Here is a 15,740-nt window from a genome sequence, read left to right on the forward strand (position 1 = left end):
AAGCGTCACCGTATTGTTTTCCCTGTCTTGCATCCGCCTAATTCTCCACCCACATTAGCCAGGCCTAGGGGTCCGGGCCCCTCTGGCGGGCGGGTTGCCGCTCGCGATGTCGGACACCTCATCTTGCTCTTGCGCCGACGAGCGCTCCCGCATTTGGAGGATCCATCTTGGACTACGTGGTTTTTCGCTCAGGAACGACAGCCCGCCGCAGCGGCGGCTTCCTGTCTGTTCTGGTGAGATTGTTGGCCGTGGCTGCAGCGGGAATCGCCATCCTGGCGATTGTGCTGGTGGGCCTTTTCATCGTGCTCCCTCTCCTGCTTGCAGGCGGCGTGGCTTTGCATTTCTATCTCCGGCGCCGGGTGCGTCGTACTCAAACTCGCCCGCAGCCGGATGGCATCATCGATGCCGAATATACGGTCGTCGAGCGGCGCGAGCCGTGATCGTCCGCCGAGCGCATGGCTCTGATGGCGGCCTCCTGAAAGCGCTAATGCAATATTAAGGGCATCGACCGAGACTTGTCCGACCAGCCGGCTTCGCAATGAGCCTGCCCAGGTCGAGCCCTCCTTCATGATGCCTCCCACCGATGTGAAAGACCGGCATGTCGCCAATCGACAGGGGGCGGTCTTTGCCTTGGCCGATATGGTGTTCGTCGTCATCTCGATGGGCGTCATCAAGCAGGCCGGAGCGACTTTCCCCGCTATTCAGCTGGTCTTCTTTCGCGCCACCGTCGGGCTTCTGCTCATCGCCCCTCTCATCTGGCGCTATCGGTCAGACGTCTTCAACAGCCGGCAGATGAAAGCACATGTCGGGCGGGTCCTCTGCAGCACCATGGCCCTGAGCTGCAACTATGCTGCCACGGCCGCCCTGCCTTTGACGCTCGTCACCGTGATCGGCTTCACCCGCCCTTCGTCATCCTGGGATTTGCCGCCGTCATGCTGGGCGAACGCATCCTGAGACGGCACTGGATATCGTCCGTCATCTGCTTCGTCAGCGTGCTGTTCATCGTAAAGCCGGGTTCGATGAGCTGGGATTGGGGCCTTCTGGCGGCTTTGGGAATGGTTCTGTTCGGCTCCTTCAGCGTCATCCAGACCCGCCGCCTGACCGGGGAACACGCCGTCGTCCTGATGATATACTACACGATCGGTCTTGCCGTCCTGACGGCCGTTCCGGCGGCTTTCGTCTGGGTGCCGCCTCGCTTGAGCGACCTGCCTGCCTTACTCATCATCGGGGCGCTCGCTCAGGTCGGCCAGTTCTGCTTCCTGCGCTCCCACCAACTGGCAGAAGCGAGCATCCTGGCCCCGCTCAGCTACGTGGTGATCGTGTTCTCTTCGGTCGCCGATTATCTTTATTTTGGCATCGTCCCGACGCTGTCTCTCGTTGTGGGTGGCTTGGTGATCATCCTAGCAGCGTTCATGGGAACCCAGGTCGCCCGCGCGCGACGCTAAATCCCTTTGCCTGCAGCAAAAATCCTGCTCTCGCCCTGCACACGGCCAATGCAATTTCAGCGCATAATCATGCAAAAATTTGCATTTGCGTGAGGATTGCAACTCTCACCCCTCTGCGCAACAAATTCATGCAACGAGAAAAGGTGGGAGGATATGACGAGAGTGAGTCTCAGTCGGCGTCCGCGCCAGACGGATATCGCCCGCTTCGCCGGCGTTTCGGTGAGCACCGTTTCCCGCGTCCTTGCGAATGAGCCCGGCATCAGCACGAATGTGCGGGATCAGGTGATCCGGATCGCGTCCGAGCTGGGCTACAGCATCCGCCCGGTGCCGGCGGTCCAGCCGCAGAACCAGCGGGCAGTGGCGCTCATCCCCGTAGATCATGCGACCGGCGGCCTTGGGGTCTTCTACGAGGGCATTCTCAACGGCCTGCGGGGCGCCGCGGCGCGTTCGGGCGGTACTCTCCTGCCGCGGCTGGTCCGCTCCTCCTCTCTCAAAGTCTCCGAACTCGAGCAGACCCTGTCGGAAACAGACGCCTCGGGGGTTTTCCTGGTCGGCATCGATCCGCCGGAGGATCTGTGCGGCTGGCTCCTCGAGTCCAAGCTCCCGACGGTCTGGGTCAACGGCAACGACCCGAACCTTCAATTCGATTGCGTGTCCCCGGCCAATTTCTATGGCGCCCGGCTTGCGACCCAGCATCTCATCGATGCAGGCCATCGGCGGATCCTCCATTTCACCATGTCCCACCGCCATACCATCCGCGAGCGTGTCCGAGGCTTCGAGGCGGCGGCTGCGAAGAATGGCGTGACCACGCGCATCGTCCAGCTGCCCTCCGCATCCCGGACCAGCACCGAGGCGTGCGAGGCCATGGAGGCGATCCTCCTAGAGGACCAAGGTTTTACCGCCGTCTTCTGCATGAACGACATGATGGCGGTCGGCGTCATGGAGGCGATCACCAACCATCACCTGTCGATCCCCCAGGACTTCGCCATCATGGGCTTCGACGACCTTCCCTGCGCGGCCATGACCATGCCGCGCCTGACCACCATGCATGTCGACCGGGAAGCGATCGGCCAGGAGGCCTATCACCTCATGCAGCGGCGGATCGCCGATCCGAGCGCCGATCCCCGGAAGGTGGAGCTGGCCGTCCGGCTGGTCGAAGGCGCGACCGTGCAGGCGCGCGCCAATCAGTCCAAGAACAGAGAGATTCTGGCATGACCTATGCGGCCGTTCACGCCAATCCCCTGGCAGACAATCCGCTCAGGACCCGAGACGATGTCGAGAAGGCGCTCCTGGACCTGTTCGCCCCGCTCCTGCCCGCCTTCTCGGAAGGCGGCGCCCGGGTGAGCCTCAGCGCCACGGCGGCGCATTTCGATCAGGCGGCAGCAGACCTGGAAGGCTTCGCGCGGCCGCTCTGGGGCTTGGCGCCCTATGCGGCGGGCGGGGGAGAGTTCCCCCATTGGCCGCTCTATGCGAGGGGCCTCGCCAACGGGACGGATCCGGAGCATCCCGAGTACTGGGGCAAGGTGACCGACCGCGACCAGAGGATGGTCGAGCTGGCCGCTTTGGGCTTTGCGCTGCGCCTTGTCCCCCAGCATCTCTGGGAGCCCTTGGACGAACGGGCGAAGAAGAACGTCGCGACCTACCTGCTGGAGGCCCGGCCGCATGAATTCGCCGACAATAACTGGAAATTCTTCCGGGTCATGATCGATCTCGGCCTCGAGCAGGCCGGGGTGGCGTTCGACCGGACCATCACAGAGCAATACCTCCAGGAACTGGAAGCGTTTTACCTCGGAGACGGCTGGTACCGGGACGGCAATGTGCCCCGCGTGGACCATTACATCCCCTTCGCCATGCATTTCTACGGGCTGATCTATGCCGCCCTGGCAACGTCGGACGAGGAGCGGAAGCGCCGGTTCCGGGGCTGGGCGCGGCTGTTCGCGCCCAACGTCCGGCACTGGTTCGCGGAGGACGGCGGCGCGCTCGTCTACGGCCGCAGCATGACCTATCGCTTTGCCTGCGCGGGTTTCTGGGCCGCGCTGGCCTTCGCCGACGAGGAGGCGCTGCCCTGGGGCGAGGTGAAGGGCTATTATCTCCGGCACCTGCGCTGGTGGGCGAGGCTTCCCATCACGGACAGGAGCGGCGTGCTCACGGTCGGGTTCGGCTATGCCAACCTGCTCATGTCGGAAAACTACAACTCGGCAGGCTCCCCTTATTGGGCCTTCAAGGCCTTCCTGCCCCTGGCCCTGCCGGCCTCGCACCCGTTCTGGACCGCCGAGGAGGCGCCGGCTCCCGTGTTCGCCAAGCCGTCGTCGCAGCCGCAGCCCGGCATGGTGATGATGCACACGCCCGGGAACGTGATCGCGCTTTCGGCCGGTCAGGAAAACCTCCAGATGCGGTTCGGCAGCGAGAAATACGCCAAGTTCGCCTATTCGTCCCGCTATGCCTTCAGCGTCGAGAGCGACGAGCGGATCTTCGAGGGTGCGGCCCTGGATGGGATGCTCGCCTTCAGCGACGATGGCCGGCATTTCCGGGTGCGCGAGACCAATGAGGACGCTCGCATCGCCGGGAATGTGCTCTATGCCCGCTGGCGTCCCTGGTCCGACGTGGAGGTGGAGACCTGGCTCCTGCCCGCGTCACCATGGCATGTACGGGTTCACCGGATCAGGACGCCGCGACCCTTGAGCACCGCCGAGGGAGGCTTCGCGATTCCGCGCGCGGATGCGTACCGGAAGCTGGAGCAGGTCGACGAACGCAACGGAACCGCCCTGGTGATCAGCGCGGAGGATTTCAGCGGCATCGCGGATCTGGGCTCCTCGATTGAGCGGCGTGGTATCGCGTTGAAAGCTCCTCCCAATACGAATCTTCTCTACCCGAAGACCTTCGTGCCGCAGCTCCGGGGCGACATCCCAAGCGGCGAAACGGTTTTGCTGACGGCAGCCGTCGCCCTGCCCGGCCCGGCCCAGGTGGCGGATGTCTGGAAGGACATTCCACTGGCACCGGCAATCGACGAACTCGAAGCTCTCATGGCGCGGGACGGCCGGCGGGTCGGCGCCCTGGCCTGGAGAATGGGCTCATGACCGGTTCGCAAAAAATTGCATTCGCGATGGACCCTGTCCGTACGGAAGGCGTCCTCACCCCGCACCTGCTGGAGCGGCTGGACCGCTCATGCACGATCCTCGATCCCGAGCCGCTCCGGACGTTTACGCAAGGGCAGGCCCCAGAGGTTCTCCGGCAGACGGAGGTCCTGATCACCGGCTGGGGCTGCCCGGCGATCAAACGGGATATTCTGGAACTGGCTCCGAACCTGCGGCTGATCGCCCATGCGGCCGGAACGGTCAAAGGGTTCCTGTCCCCCGACGTGATCGACGCCGGGATTACGGTCACGCACGCGGCCGAGGCCAATGCCATCCCGGTGGCGGAGTTCACGCTCGCGGCGATCCTCTTCGCCAACAAGCAGGTCTTCCGCTTCCGCGACATCTACTGCGCGGACCGCAACCGCTCGCGCACGTTCCCGATGACCTCGCAGCCGCTCGGAAATTTCAGGCGCACGATCGGCATCATCGGCGCTTCGCGCATCGGACGGCGCGTCATCGAATTCCTGAAGCCCTTCGCCTTCCGCATCCTGCTCCACGATCCGTTTGTGAGCGCGCAGGATGCAGCGGCGCTCGGGGTGGAAAGCGTTTCGCTCGACGAACTGATGCGGCGCTCCGACGTGGTCTCCCTTCACGCGCCCGCCCTTCCCTCGACACAAGGCATGCTCCAGCGCAGGCACCTGGGGCTCATACGCGACGGGGCCACGTTCATCAACACGGCGCGCGGCATCATCGTCAACCAGGACGATCTTATCGACGAACTGCGCACGGGCCGCATCGATGCGATCATCGACGTCACCTATCCGGAAGTGCCGGAGGAATCCTCCGCGCTCTACGACCTGCCGAACGTGTTTCTCACGCCTCACATCGCCGGCGCCATCGGCAACGAGCGGGAACGGCTCGGCGAATACGTGGTCGAGGAGATCGAACGGTTCGTGGAGGGCCGTCCGCTTCAATCGGCCATTACCGCGACCGCCTTGGAGACGATGGCATGACGTCGTTCCGCCCCGGCCTGTGCTCCGTCACGTTCCGCAAACTCGCGCCGAGGACCATCGTCAGGCTCGCGGCCGAATGCGGCATCGAGGGGATCGAATGGGCGGGCGATGTGCATGTTCCCCCCGGTCAATTCGACCTTGCTCGCCATGTTCGACGCCTCACCGAGAGCGCCGGTCTCGCCGTCATCTCCTACGGCTCCTACATCGCGCCGCCGAGCGACGATGAAGAAGCCTTTGCGACGGTGCTCGAAACCGCGCAGGCGCTCGGCGCGCCGAACATCCGCATCTGGCCCGGAACGCGCAATCGCGATTCCGCGACCTATTCGGCGGACGAACGGAAGCACGCCGCATCGCTGATCCGGCGCATGGCGCGGCGGGCGGCGGACGCATCCGTCACGCTCGGTCTCGAATACCACCCCAATTCCCTGACGGACGATCTCGCCTCGGCGCAGAAGCTCATGGCGGAGATCGACGATCCCAACGTGTTTCTCTACTGGCAGCCGCGACCCGGCCTTCCGCTCGAGGAGGCGCTCGACGAGCTGCGCGCCATCGGCCACGAGACATCGCATGTGCATGTCTTCGCGTGGGACAAGGACAAAGCGCGCTATCCGCTGTCTGACCAGAAAGCCTACTGGAGCAGCATCCTGACCGAGGCTCCGGCGACGCGCTGGCCGGGCGACCGTTTCGCCATGCTGGAATTCGTGCGGGACGACAGCCCCGAGCAGTTCCGCGTGGATGCCGCCGTGTTTCACCAAATGTTGGAAGAGGTCGAGAACCGCCCGGTCGGCGCGGCCCGATCTCTATAACGACACGCGTCGAGGGGCGTGCTTCTCACTCCCTCGCCGAAGAAAGAGTTGAGAAGCGATTGGGAGGAAACCATGAAGACTGATCTGAATCGTCGTACCTTGTTGAAATCGGCCCTGGCGCTTGGTGGCGCCGCAGCCATCAACGCGCCCGGCATGAGCTGGGCGCAGGCCGAAGGCGGAAGGTTGCGCTGCACCTGGTGGGGATCGCCGGACCGGGCGAAGCGCACCACCGATGTGGGCAAGCTCTTTACGGAACGCACCGGCATCGAGATCGCCGGCGAGCCCGTCGGCGCCGATTACTGGACGAAGATCGGCACCCAGATGGCCGGGCGCAACATCGCCGACGTGTTCCAGCTGGAGCCGAGCAGCCTCGCCGATTACGCCGGACGCGGCGCCGCGAAGGCCATGGACGAGTATGTCGGCAAGCAGCTCGACATTTCGAGCTTCGGCGACAAGATGGTCGATCTCTGCCGGGCGAACGGCAAGCTCTGGGGCGTCGCCCTCGGTCTCAACTCGTTCTCTCTCTTCTACGATCAGACCGTGTTCGAGAAGGCCGGCATCGCGCCCCCGACCCACGAGACCACCTGGAAGCAGTTCGCCGACATGGCGGTCGATCTCACCAAGGCGGTGGGCCGTCCTGATTACTGGGGCGCTCCCTACGGCGCGCGCTATCACTACGTGTTCGACGTGTGGCTGCGCCAGCGCGGCAAGCGGCTTTACACGGAAGACGCCAAGCTCGGGTTCACCGTGGACGATGCGAAGGAGTGGTTCAGCTACTGGGAAGACCTGCGCAAGCGCAACGGATGTGTGCCGGCGGACGTGCAGACGCTCGATCAGGCTCAGATCGAACGCAACGCCCTGGCGCTCGGCAAGTCGGCCATGGGTCTCACCTATTCGAACCAGCTCATCGGCTACCAGCTTCTCACCAAGAACAAGCTCGGGATCACCATGGTGCCGACGAACGGCCCCGGCACGAAATCCGGCCACTATTATCGTCCGGCCCTGATCTGGAGCATCGGCGCGACGAGCAAGAACCCGGACAAGGCCGCGGCCTTCATCAGCTTCTTCGTCAACGACGTGGAAGCCGGCAAGATCCTCGGCGTCGAGCGCGGCGTGCCCATGTCGCCGAAGGTGCGCGAGGCCATCCTGCCGAACCTGAACGAGGTCGAGCGCGCGACGGTCGATTACGTCAACCTCCTGGCCGACAAGGTGAGCGACTACCCGCCGCCCGTCCCGGTCGGCGCCGTCGAGTTCGACAACAACGTCATGCGCAAGGTCGCCGACCAGGTCGCCTTCGGCCAGATGTCGATCAACGACGCGGCCCAGCATCTGGTCGACGACGGCAATGCCGTGCTGCGGAAGGTGAATTAGGGGCTGTCCAAACCCGCGACGTCATCACCGGCCTTGTGCCGGTGATCTCGCTTCTGTAGAGCGCGGCGCTTCACGCAATCGGGATGGCCGGGACAAGCCCGGCCATGACGTGGGAAGGGATGATGGCCGCTTGCATCTTTCAGGAAAGCGGCTCAATCTCTGCGTGTGAAATTCTATTACGTCTACATTCTCGCAAGCCGCCCCGGTGGCGCTCTCTATGTAGGCGTTACCAACAACTTGGCGCGGCGCATATGGGAGCACAAAACCGGACACGACAGCGATCATGTTCGACGCTACAGGATCAACCGGCTCGTTTATTACGAAACCTATCCGAGCATTGCAGATGCCATTCAACGCGAGACGTCGATCAAGCGTTGGCCGCGCGTCTGGAAGACAAACCTGATTCTTCAGATGAACCCGACTTGGCGTGATCTCTATGAAGAGCTGAACGCCTGATCTTTGCCTCCTACGTCATGGCCGGGCTTGTCCCGGCCATCCCGATAAGGAGAAGCGCCGCGCCTTTCCGATCGAGATCACCGGCACAGGGCCGGTGATGACGGGGTGAAACCTATCGCCGCCACTCCAGAATTTGCGCTGGGGAATGACACCCTCCCACGTCATGGCCGGGCCTGTCCCGGCCATCCCGATAAGGAAAAGCTCGGTGTTTCACATAATCGGGATCACCGGGACAAGCCCGGTGATGACGTGGCAGGTGATGGAGCAGCCTCACCCGCCAACGCGCCGCAGAGTTCATAAACGCGCACCCTCGCCTCGAACCCCTTCGGCTGAATCGTATCGATTATTCGAAACGCGAACCGGTCGGCGACCTGCTCGCGGACGGCCTCGCTGACCAGGATCTCGGTGCCGTAATCCTTGTTGAGCGGCTCCAGCCGCGCGGCCAGATTCACCGCGGCGCCAAGAACCGTGTAGGCCATTCGGTCCGAGGATCCGATGGTGCCGACGACCGCTTCTCCGGTATGGAGGCCATAGCGCGTTCGATAAGCGGGCCAGCCCTCCCTCTCGAATTCCTCGTTGAGCTTGCGGTTGGCCTCCCGACAGGCCAGGACGGCCGCGCAGGCGCGGGCGACATGATCGGGATCGTCCGCCGGGGCGTTCCAGATGGCCATGATCGCGTCGCCGACGAATTTGTCCACCGTGCCGCCGTGCTCCATGATCACCGCCGAGAGAACGGCGAGATAGCGTGACGTGCGGATCATCACCTGCTCGGGATCGGCCTTCTCGGTGATATGGGTGAACCCGGCGATGTCGGTGAACAGGATCGTGACCTCGCGCCGGGAGCCGCCGAGCCGAAGGCCGTCGCCTGTCGCAAGAAGCTGCTGGACCAGTCGCTTCGGGACAAAGGTCGCGAAGGTCCGCACGACCGTTCGCATGGTTGAGACCGAGCGCCCGAGATCGTCGATCTCGCGGATGATCGAATGAACGTCTATCGCCGGTCCATTGGTTTCGAATCTCTGGATGCGGTCGGTTTCCGCCGCGAGCGCCTTCATCGAGCGGGAGAGCAACAGGCCGATCCACGCGACGACCGGGAGAGAGGCGAGGACGAAGCCGAGCGCCAGGAGAACCAGACTCCGCCGGCTCTCCTCGATCTCCGCGAAGAACTCGTCCAGCGGCGCCACGACGGCCAATCGGAGTCCGGAGGATCCGGAGCTCTTGATCGGCCGGAAGGCCGCCACATAGGTCCGCCCATTGGGGTCGTCGAAAATCTGCTGCGGTGAGCCGCCCCGCTGCCATGCCTCCAGGGGTCGAGTGATATCGACGCTCAGCAGCCTGTTGAGAGGAGGCAGATCGAGCGGAGCACCCGCAGACTGAGCGGACAGGATTTCCGACATGCGCGGATGGGCGACGACCTTGCCGCTGTCGTCGAAGAGAAACACGACGCCGCTGTTTCCGAGCTTCTGGGACCGGAGAAAGGCTTCGGCATCGGTGAGGAGGATATCGCCGGCAGCGACCCCGCCCCGCCCCTGCGTGAACGGCACGCGCACCGTATAGCCGATCAGGCTGGCCATCTCGAAGACGTAAGGCTCCGTGATGGCACCGGCGCCCGGCTCGAATGCATCGCGATACCATGGCCGCTCGCGCGGATCGTAATCCGCCTCCCGTTGCTCCTGGGCGAGGACCGCGAGATCGGACGACAGGTAAGAGGTGACGCGTCTTCTCGACGTTCCATCCTTCGGCGTATCGATGATTGTGAGCCGGAACATCGTGCCCGCCGGGGGCTTGAGCCGCGCGCGCAGCCCCGGCCCTGCGCGATCGATGATGTCGAGTTCGATCAGGGCGCCGTCGGCATAGCCGACATAGATATTGTACAATTGCTCGTGCCGCCGCAGGAGGGCTGCCAGGATCGCATAAAGCTCCGGACTGTCCTGGATCGCCCCGGTCTCGACAGGCTTGAGCTGCCGCAGCACCGTCAGAACGTCGAGCACGTCCTTGAACTGACCGTCCACCCGGTCCGTCGTTTGATCAGCGACGCGGTCGATGAAGGACAAGGCGGCCGAGCGGGTGATCGACCGGGCCCGCTCGAAGCTCAGGAAAACCAGCGACAGGCCGACAGCCAGGACCACCGCGACGAACAGCGCGGTGATCGAGGGTTGATAGCCGATCCGAACACGCATCCGCCTGCCTTCCTGCCCCTGCGCTCTTGTCGTCCGATCACAGAGTTACCCGCGATCGCCGACAGAAAACAAGGGCCGTTGCCGATCCCATACCCCACCGTTGTCACTGACACCTCACCTCGGGCATGACACACTGCCCCGGCTGGAGAGACGGGCCATGGCGCAGAACGTGACGGTCTATTTCGCAACCAACCGCATGCCGCTCACAGACGGAAGCGGGCAGACGATCGTCGGCTTCGGTTCGGAGCCGGGTCCCATCGACGGCACGGCGGTGAGGTTCGGGTCTGCCCAGGCGAGAGTCACGGCGACGACGTCCAGCTTCATCGCGGGTTCGCTCTATGTGGCGCCCGAGCAGCTGATCGGGCCGAGCATCCAGCGGGGCAGCCGCGACATCTTCGAGAAGCTGCGGCAGGACATGCAGGACGGCGGGCGGCCGACGCTCGTGGTGATCCACGGCTTCTCGAACACCTTCACGGACGCAATCGAGCGCGCGGCCAGCATCCTCGACTTCTACGGCATCGACGCCAACGTGTTCGCGTTCACCTGGCCGTCCATCGGAACGCCCCTGCCGACGCCCCTGCCCTATACGGATTATTTCCACGACCGCGGCACGGCGCGCGGCTCCGGCGTGGCGATTGCCCGCACCATGCGCATTCTCTACGACTTCATCGACAATCTGCCCCGCCGGGCGATGTGCCGCCAGCCCCTGCACCTCATCTGCCACAGCATGGGCAACTACGCGTTCCGCTATGCGGTGCAGGCCCTCATGCAGGTGCCTCAGGGCGAGCCGCGCGAATATATCCGCACGGTCGATGCGCCCGCGCCGGACGCGGAGGAGCGCCCCGTCCCGGCTCTCGTCGCCATGCCGACCGAGGCACCCGATCCCAACCGCCTGCGCCAGACCTTCGACCAGATCATCCTGGCCGCCGCCGACGAGGACGAGGACGCGTTGGAGGACGTCAAGGAAATGCGCTACCTGCCGCGCCTCGGCAACCGCGTCACGGTGTACCACACCCGCAAGGACTGGATCCTCGCGACCTTGAGCTCGGTGACCAAGTTCAACGGGCCGCGCCTGGGGGTGAACGGACCGGAGAACATGGCAGCCATCAGCGACAAGGTCACGGCCGTGGATGTGAGCGACGCCATCGACCCGAGTCAGGATTTCCAGACCCATCAGTATTACCGTCTCTTTCCCGCCGTGCGGGACGACATCGTCGCCGTCCTGTCCGGCGAGCGCCAGGACAAGATCGCCAACCGCGACCGGATCGACATGCAGCGCTACAGCCTGCGGGCGCCGACACGGAGCACGCGGCGTAAGGGACGGTAGGGAGGCACGGCGGGCTCGTGGCGGCGATCACAGCCATTTGCGACCCTCTGACCTCATCCTGAGGAGCAGCGGAGCTGCGTCTCGAAGGATCCTCCAGAGAGTACGGGAGGCGCCCTCGTCCTTCGAGACGGCCTGACGGCCTCCTCAGGATGAGGGCTCAGCGTGTTCGCAATCATCCCATCGGGCCATCCACCCTCATAACCCTGGCCTTACCCCGTTCCACCATTCCTTCTCCGCACCGCCCATCGTATCATGTTGCGGCACCCTTCATGGAGCCAGGACGATCATGAGCGGCTTCTCGGCCCGGATCATCGGAGCGTTCGGCTGCATTCTCGCCCTGTCCGTCGTCCTTCCGGCCCAGGCCGATCCCTTTTTCGTCAAGGTCTATGGGCGAACCTACAAGATCGACCTCCGCGCCCCGCCCGATGCGAAAGGCCCGAAGCCCGAGGAGATCATGAAGGCCCTTCCGGCCGACCTTGCGCGGGGGCCAGCCGTCCGGCCCTCGCATGAGGAGGTTCTGGCCGAGGTGGAGGAACGGCTCTGGATCGCGAGCAACCAGCTCGACGCGAAACTGGATGACGCGACCAAGTCGCGCGACCGGCGCAATGCCGGATCTGACACGAAATCCGCCAGGCAGGAAATCACGGGCGCGCTGGACGCGGGAACCGGCCCCGGCCGTTCCCCGGAACTCCAGACGCTCTACGACCGCAACCGGGCCCTGAACCTTCTGGCGCGGGAATTGCGCCGGTCCCTCGACCTGCCGGTGAAGACGCCCGAATCCGGGTTCTCGCGGCCGAAGCTCAATCCCGACATCGAGGCGAGTTACCGTGCGCAGAAGTTCGATCCCTATGAGGCCTATTACGGCTTCAGGCGCGTGAAGGCTGCCTTTCGGTCCGGCGATGTCGAACTTCTCGCCCGCGTGGCCCATTATCCCCTGGTCATCACCGGCAAGGTCAGGCGCAATCTGCGCGACCGCGCCCAATTGGTCGCCGCGAAGGGGATCGTCCTGGACGCCGCAATCCGCGACGCGGTCGCCAAATCCACCTTCGAGACCCTTTTCGTGCGCGACAAGGGCATGATGGTCGGTGGAGGCGCCGTCTGGATCACGTCCGACAGGACGGGCTTCGGCCTGGGAACCGTCAACCTGGACTAAGCGTTACGAAGCTTGACCATTATGCCTCAACTTGGCCGGGATGATGCGACAGCATGTGTCCGGTGCAACCGATGCGGAAGGAACAACGAATGATCAGGGGCTGGCAATACAGGATCGCCGCTTTCACCGCCTTGGCGTCGCTCGCGGGGATGGCCCAGACGGCACAGGCCGCGCAATGCGGCAGCAGCGCGGCCGGGTTCGAGAATTGGAAACGGGAATTCTCGCAGGAAGCGAAGGCCAACGGTGTCGGCCAAACGGCGATCTCCGCGCTCATGAACACGGATTACGCGACGGCCACCATCCGGGCCGACCGGGGCCAGAAGAGCTTCCGGCTCTCGCTCGACCAGTTCATGGCCAAGCGCGGCGCGCCGGTGATCGTGTCGCGCGGGCGTTCTCTCAAGCAGTCGAACGCCTCCCTCTTCGCGTCCCTGGAACAGCGCTACGGCGTCCCGCCCGGCCCGCTCATCGCCATCTGGGGCATGGAGACGGCCTTCGGCACCCAGCGCGGCAACCAGAACACGCTCTCGGCGGTGGCGACCCTCGCGTATGATTGCCGCCGGTCGGAATTCTTCACCGACCAGCTCTATGCGGCCCTGGAGCTGATCGACCGCGGCGTCCTCTCCGGCAGCACGCGCGGCTCCATGCACGGCGAGATCGGCCAGACCCAATTCATGCCCAAGAACATCCTGCAATACGGCCGGGGCGGCAATCTCGACAACACCGCCGACGCCCTGGAGGCCACGGCCAATTTCCTCAAGGCCCATGGCTGGCGCGCCGGCGCCGGATACCAGCCGGGCGAGCCCAACTTCCGGGCGATCCAGGCCTGGAACGCCGCATCGGTCTACCAGCAGGCCATCGCGCTGATCGGCCAGCAGATCGACGGCAACGCGCGCAGGTCGGCGGACCTCTAACCCCTCACCCGCGCCTTAAGGCACGACCTCTCCCTCAAGGAGGGGTGAACTCGCGCCTCACTTTTCAAGCTCAGAGATGGCCTGTCCTCCTCCGACCGGAGAGCACCGCCGGGATTGACAGGAAGCCGGTTGTGCGAGCTATCGAGGGGCGTGCCGGATGGCGGCGCTTCGGGAGGAACGGGTTTGGTCAAGAGAATCGGCTCAAAGGCCTGGCGGGTCCAGGTGTCCGACGATGGTGCGATCGTCGCCTTAGGCGTCCGCACCGAGACGGACAGGGAATACGAGGTTCTCCTCAGCACGGTGGATTCCACGCCCCTCGTCACGGACCTACTCGGCGAGATGGTGCGGACTCACCGGGGCAAGCCGCCCAGGGCGTTTGCCGAGAATGCAGGGCCGAACCATTTCAAGAGCGTGCCGGTTCAGCCCTTGAGCACACGCATCGAGCATGGTGGCGACAAGCCCGTCCTCGTCCTGGATTTCGGCGGAACGGTCCTGAAGGTGGCCATCGACCCCGCTCAACTACAACGGGATCTGAGCGCATCGAAGGTATAGCGCCAGACTTGGGCTCAGGATATTTTTCTAGAGCATCGATCCCAAACGCGGACTTGCACTTTTGGGATCGATTCCGGTGCTCCAGCTTTGAGGAGCACATGGTTCCTGCGAAAAGCTGGGCCGCCTTTCACTGACACGGCCCTTCGGGTCCGCACGATGCGCTAGGTCAGAGCCATCCTACGAGGTTCTTCGTTCTTACCCCTGTCCCGCCAACATCGCCGTAGGCCAGATATAGAAAACCGCCAGATTGAAGCCATGTTTGAGCTTGCGCATCTCGGTCCGCGCATACCGGCTGGCAAGCGTCAATGATTCCGGCATCAGCGCTCTGGCCTTGTCCCGCACGTTCCGAAGAACCGCGACAAGCTGTGGATTTGCCTTGCTCTTGAACTCGACCCGCGCGCGCTGTTGCGCCTCGAACAGCATTCCCATGACGGTGAAAGCCTGCGAATACCGGTAAAGTTGTTCCTCTCCGTCCGCCCACCGTCCCTTGTACGATTCCGAGCCGATGGAAAAGTCGAACAACGCGATTCCGTTGTCGCAGCACCAGCGGATGATCTCGACCAGCAAATGGTTTCCCGGTGAGTGAACTCTGTAATTCTCGAAGTCGCTGCTTTGGATCAGTCCGTAGAACCGGCCGCGCCAGACAAGCCCGAAATTTCCGGCGATCATGCGGTCGCCAACCATGAGCGCGCTCGTGTGTGCGATACTCCCCACCTGCTGACGGGCGAAGGCGTCATAAAACTCCGCATAGGCCGGCTCGCCGATCAGATCATGAGCGCCGGTTGCGCGACACCATGCCGATTTGTACTCGACCGTGGTTTTCAACAAGGCGGCTGCGGATTCCGGGTCGGACGCCACCCTCAGTTCGACGGCCCCCATGGCTTCAAGCTTGCGGCGGGTCCGCCGCAACTCGCCGTTCATGCGACTGCCCAGCGTCTTCATATAGGGCGCAAAGCCGTCCGTGAGCGGGCTGTTGAAGGCGACCATGTCAAACTGGCAGTTCAAACGAGTGAAGGGATTCGGCGCTCCCTCTATGGTGGACGGCATCTTCCGGAAGCTCACCGCGTCCACCTTGCCGATACGCTCCAGAATTCGACTCCATAATGGAGAGAAACTCCGTCGCGCGAGCTGCTCGGCAAAATCCCTGCGAATGATCGGCGCGTTATAGTCGCTGATGCCGAAGTCGATGAACTCCAGAACACGTCTCGACCCGTCCTGCGTCTCGGCCAGCGGGACCAGCATCAGCGGCGTCCCGCTTTCGCTCCTGACTAAAACAATGGCCGGGGTGGCGGATAGTGCATTCCCGACCTTGTCCAGAAGCAGAGACATCCAACCGTAAGTTTGGAATGCCGTGCAGCAACCTTCGCTTTGTAGTGCCTTCCACACAGTCTTCAAGGGCCTGTGCGAGCGATATACTTCGATTCTGAGACGCTGATCTAGCGTGAAAGCCTCCCT

The 15,740-nt window shown here is 63.8% G+C and carries 15 protein-coding genes; 13 read left to right on the plus strand and 2 right to left on the minus strand.

Features of this window, described 5'->3' with window-relative positions; genetic code table 11:
* The first annotated feature begins 167 nt into the window (after positions 1-167).
* The 9 genes from AB4097_RS04725 (at position 168) to AB4097_RS04765 (ending at position 8,165) form a co-directional block, all read left to right on the plus strand.
* The gene (locus tag AB4097_RS04725; protein WP_442037448.1) at positions 168-440 is read left to right on the plus strand and encodes a hypothetical protein; all 273 of its coding nucleotides are present in this window, start codon (positions 168-170) and stop codon (positions 438-440) included.
* Positions 441-567: 127 nt separating this feature from the next.
* The gene (locus AB4097_RS04730; RefSeq protein ID WP_442037449.1) at positions 568-954 is read left to right on the plus strand and encodes an EamA family transporter; all 387 of its coding nucleotides are present in this window, start codon (positions 568-570) and stop codon (positions 952-954) included.
* Positions 933-1,445: a DMT family transporter gene (locus AB4097_RS04735; protein ID WP_442037450.1), complete on the plus strand. Its 513-nt coding sequence runs from the start codon at positions 933-935 to the stop codon at positions 1,443-1,445. The genes AB4097_RS04730 and AB4097_RS04735 overlap by 22 nt, the downstream gene beginning before the upstream one ends.
* A 153-nt stretch (positions 1,446-1,598) precedes the next feature.
* Positions 1,599-2,660, plus strand: coding sequence for a LacI family DNA-binding transcriptional regulator (locus AB4097_RS04740; protein ID WP_442037451.1), 1,062 nt, complete (start codon positions 1,599-1,601; stop codon positions 2,658-2,660).
* Positions 2,657-4,522 (plus strand): DUF2264 domain-containing protein, encoded by a 1,866-nt coding sequence (locus AB4097_RS04745; RefSeq protein ID WP_442037452.1) that lies wholly within the window; start codon positions 2,657-2,659, stop codon positions 4,520-4,522. The genes AB4097_RS04740 and AB4097_RS04745 overlap by 4 nt, the downstream gene beginning before the upstream one ends.
* Entirely contained in the window at positions 4,519-5,532 is a 1,014-nt protein-coding gene (locus tag AB4097_RS04750; protein WP_442037453.1) for a hydroxyacid dehydrogenase, read from the plus strand. Before AB4097_RS04745 ends, AB4097_RS04750 begins: the two co-directional genes overlap by 4 nt.
* Positions 5,529-6,338: a sugar phosphate isomerase/epimerase family protein gene (locus tag AB4097_RS04755; RefSeq protein WP_442037454.1), complete on the plus strand. Its 810-nt coding sequence runs from the start codon at positions 5,529-5,531 to the stop codon at positions 6,336-6,338. The genes AB4097_RS04750 and AB4097_RS04755 overlap by 4 nt, the downstream gene beginning before the upstream one ends.
* Positions 6,339-6,410: 72 nt before the next feature.
* Complete coding sequence (locus AB4097_RS04760; protein WP_442037455.1) at positions 6,411-7,709, plus strand: ABC transporter substrate-binding protein; 1,299 nt, start codon at positions 6,411-6,413, stop codon at positions 7,707-7,709.
* A 165-nt stretch (positions 7,710-7,874) separates the two neighbouring features.
* Entirely contained in the window at positions 7,875-8,165 is a 291-nt protein-coding gene (locus AB4097_RS04765) for a GIY-YIG nuclease family protein (RefSeq protein ID WP_442037456.1), read from the plus strand.
* Between the two features lie 224 nt (positions 8,166-8,389).
* Here the strand turns inward: AB4097_RS04765 and AB4097_RS04770 are convergent, their stop codons facing one another.
* A complete protein-coding gene (locus AB4097_RS04770) occupies positions 8,390-10,342 on the minus strand; it encodes an adenylate/guanylate cyclase domain-containing protein (protein ID WP_442037457.1) in 1,953 nt (650 codons plus the stop codon).
* Positions 10,343-10,499: 157 nt separating this feature from the next.
* On the opposite strand from AB4097_RS04770, the gene AB4097_RS04775 reads away from it, so the two are divergent.
* The 4 genes from AB4097_RS04775 to AB4097_RS04790 all read left to right on the plus strand — a co-directional run bounded on the left by AB4097_RS04775 (position 10,500) and on the right by AB4097_RS04790 (position 14,285).
* Positions 10,500-11,669 carry an alpha/beta fold hydrolase gene (locus AB4097_RS04775; protein WP_442037458.1) on the plus strand — a complete coding sequence of 390 codons (1,170 nt, stop codon included), beginning with the start codon at positions 10,500-10,502 and terminating at the stop codon, positions 11,667-11,669.
* A 286-nt stretch (positions 11,670-11,955) separates the two neighbouring features.
* Complete coding sequence (locus AB4097_RS04780; protein ID WP_442037459.1) at positions 11,956-12,822, plus strand: hypothetical protein; 867 nt, start codon at positions 11,956-11,958, stop codon at positions 12,820-12,822.
* A gap of 89 nt (positions 12,823-12,911) precedes the next feature.
* Positions 12,912-13,733 (plus strand): lytic murein transglycosylase, encoded by an 822-nt coding sequence (locus tag AB4097_RS04785; RefSeq protein ID WP_442037460.1) that lies wholly within the window; start codon positions 12,912-12,914, stop codon positions 13,731-13,733.
* 183 nt (positions 13,734-13,916) lie between these two features.
* Positions 13,917-14,285, plus strand: a complete 369-nt coding sequence (locus tag AB4097_RS04790) for a hypothetical protein (RefSeq protein ID WP_442037461.1) — start codon at positions 13,917-13,919, stop codon at positions 14,283-14,285.
* Between the two features lie 195 nt (positions 14,286-14,480).
* Here AB4097_RS04790 and AB4097_RS04795 read toward each other — a convergent pair whose 3' ends face one another.
* Positions 14,481-15,614, minus strand: a complete 1,134-nt coding sequence (locus AB4097_RS04795) for a GNAT family N-acetyltransferase (protein ID WP_442037462.1) — start codon at positions 15,612-15,614, stop codon at positions 14,481-14,483.
* Positions 15,615-15,740 lie beyond the last annotated feature (126 nt).

Source organism: Microvirga sp. 2MCAF35, from assembly GCF_052115545.1.
Lineage (GTDB): Bacteria > Pseudomonadota > Alphaproteobacteria > Rhizobiales > Beijerinckiaceae > Microvirga.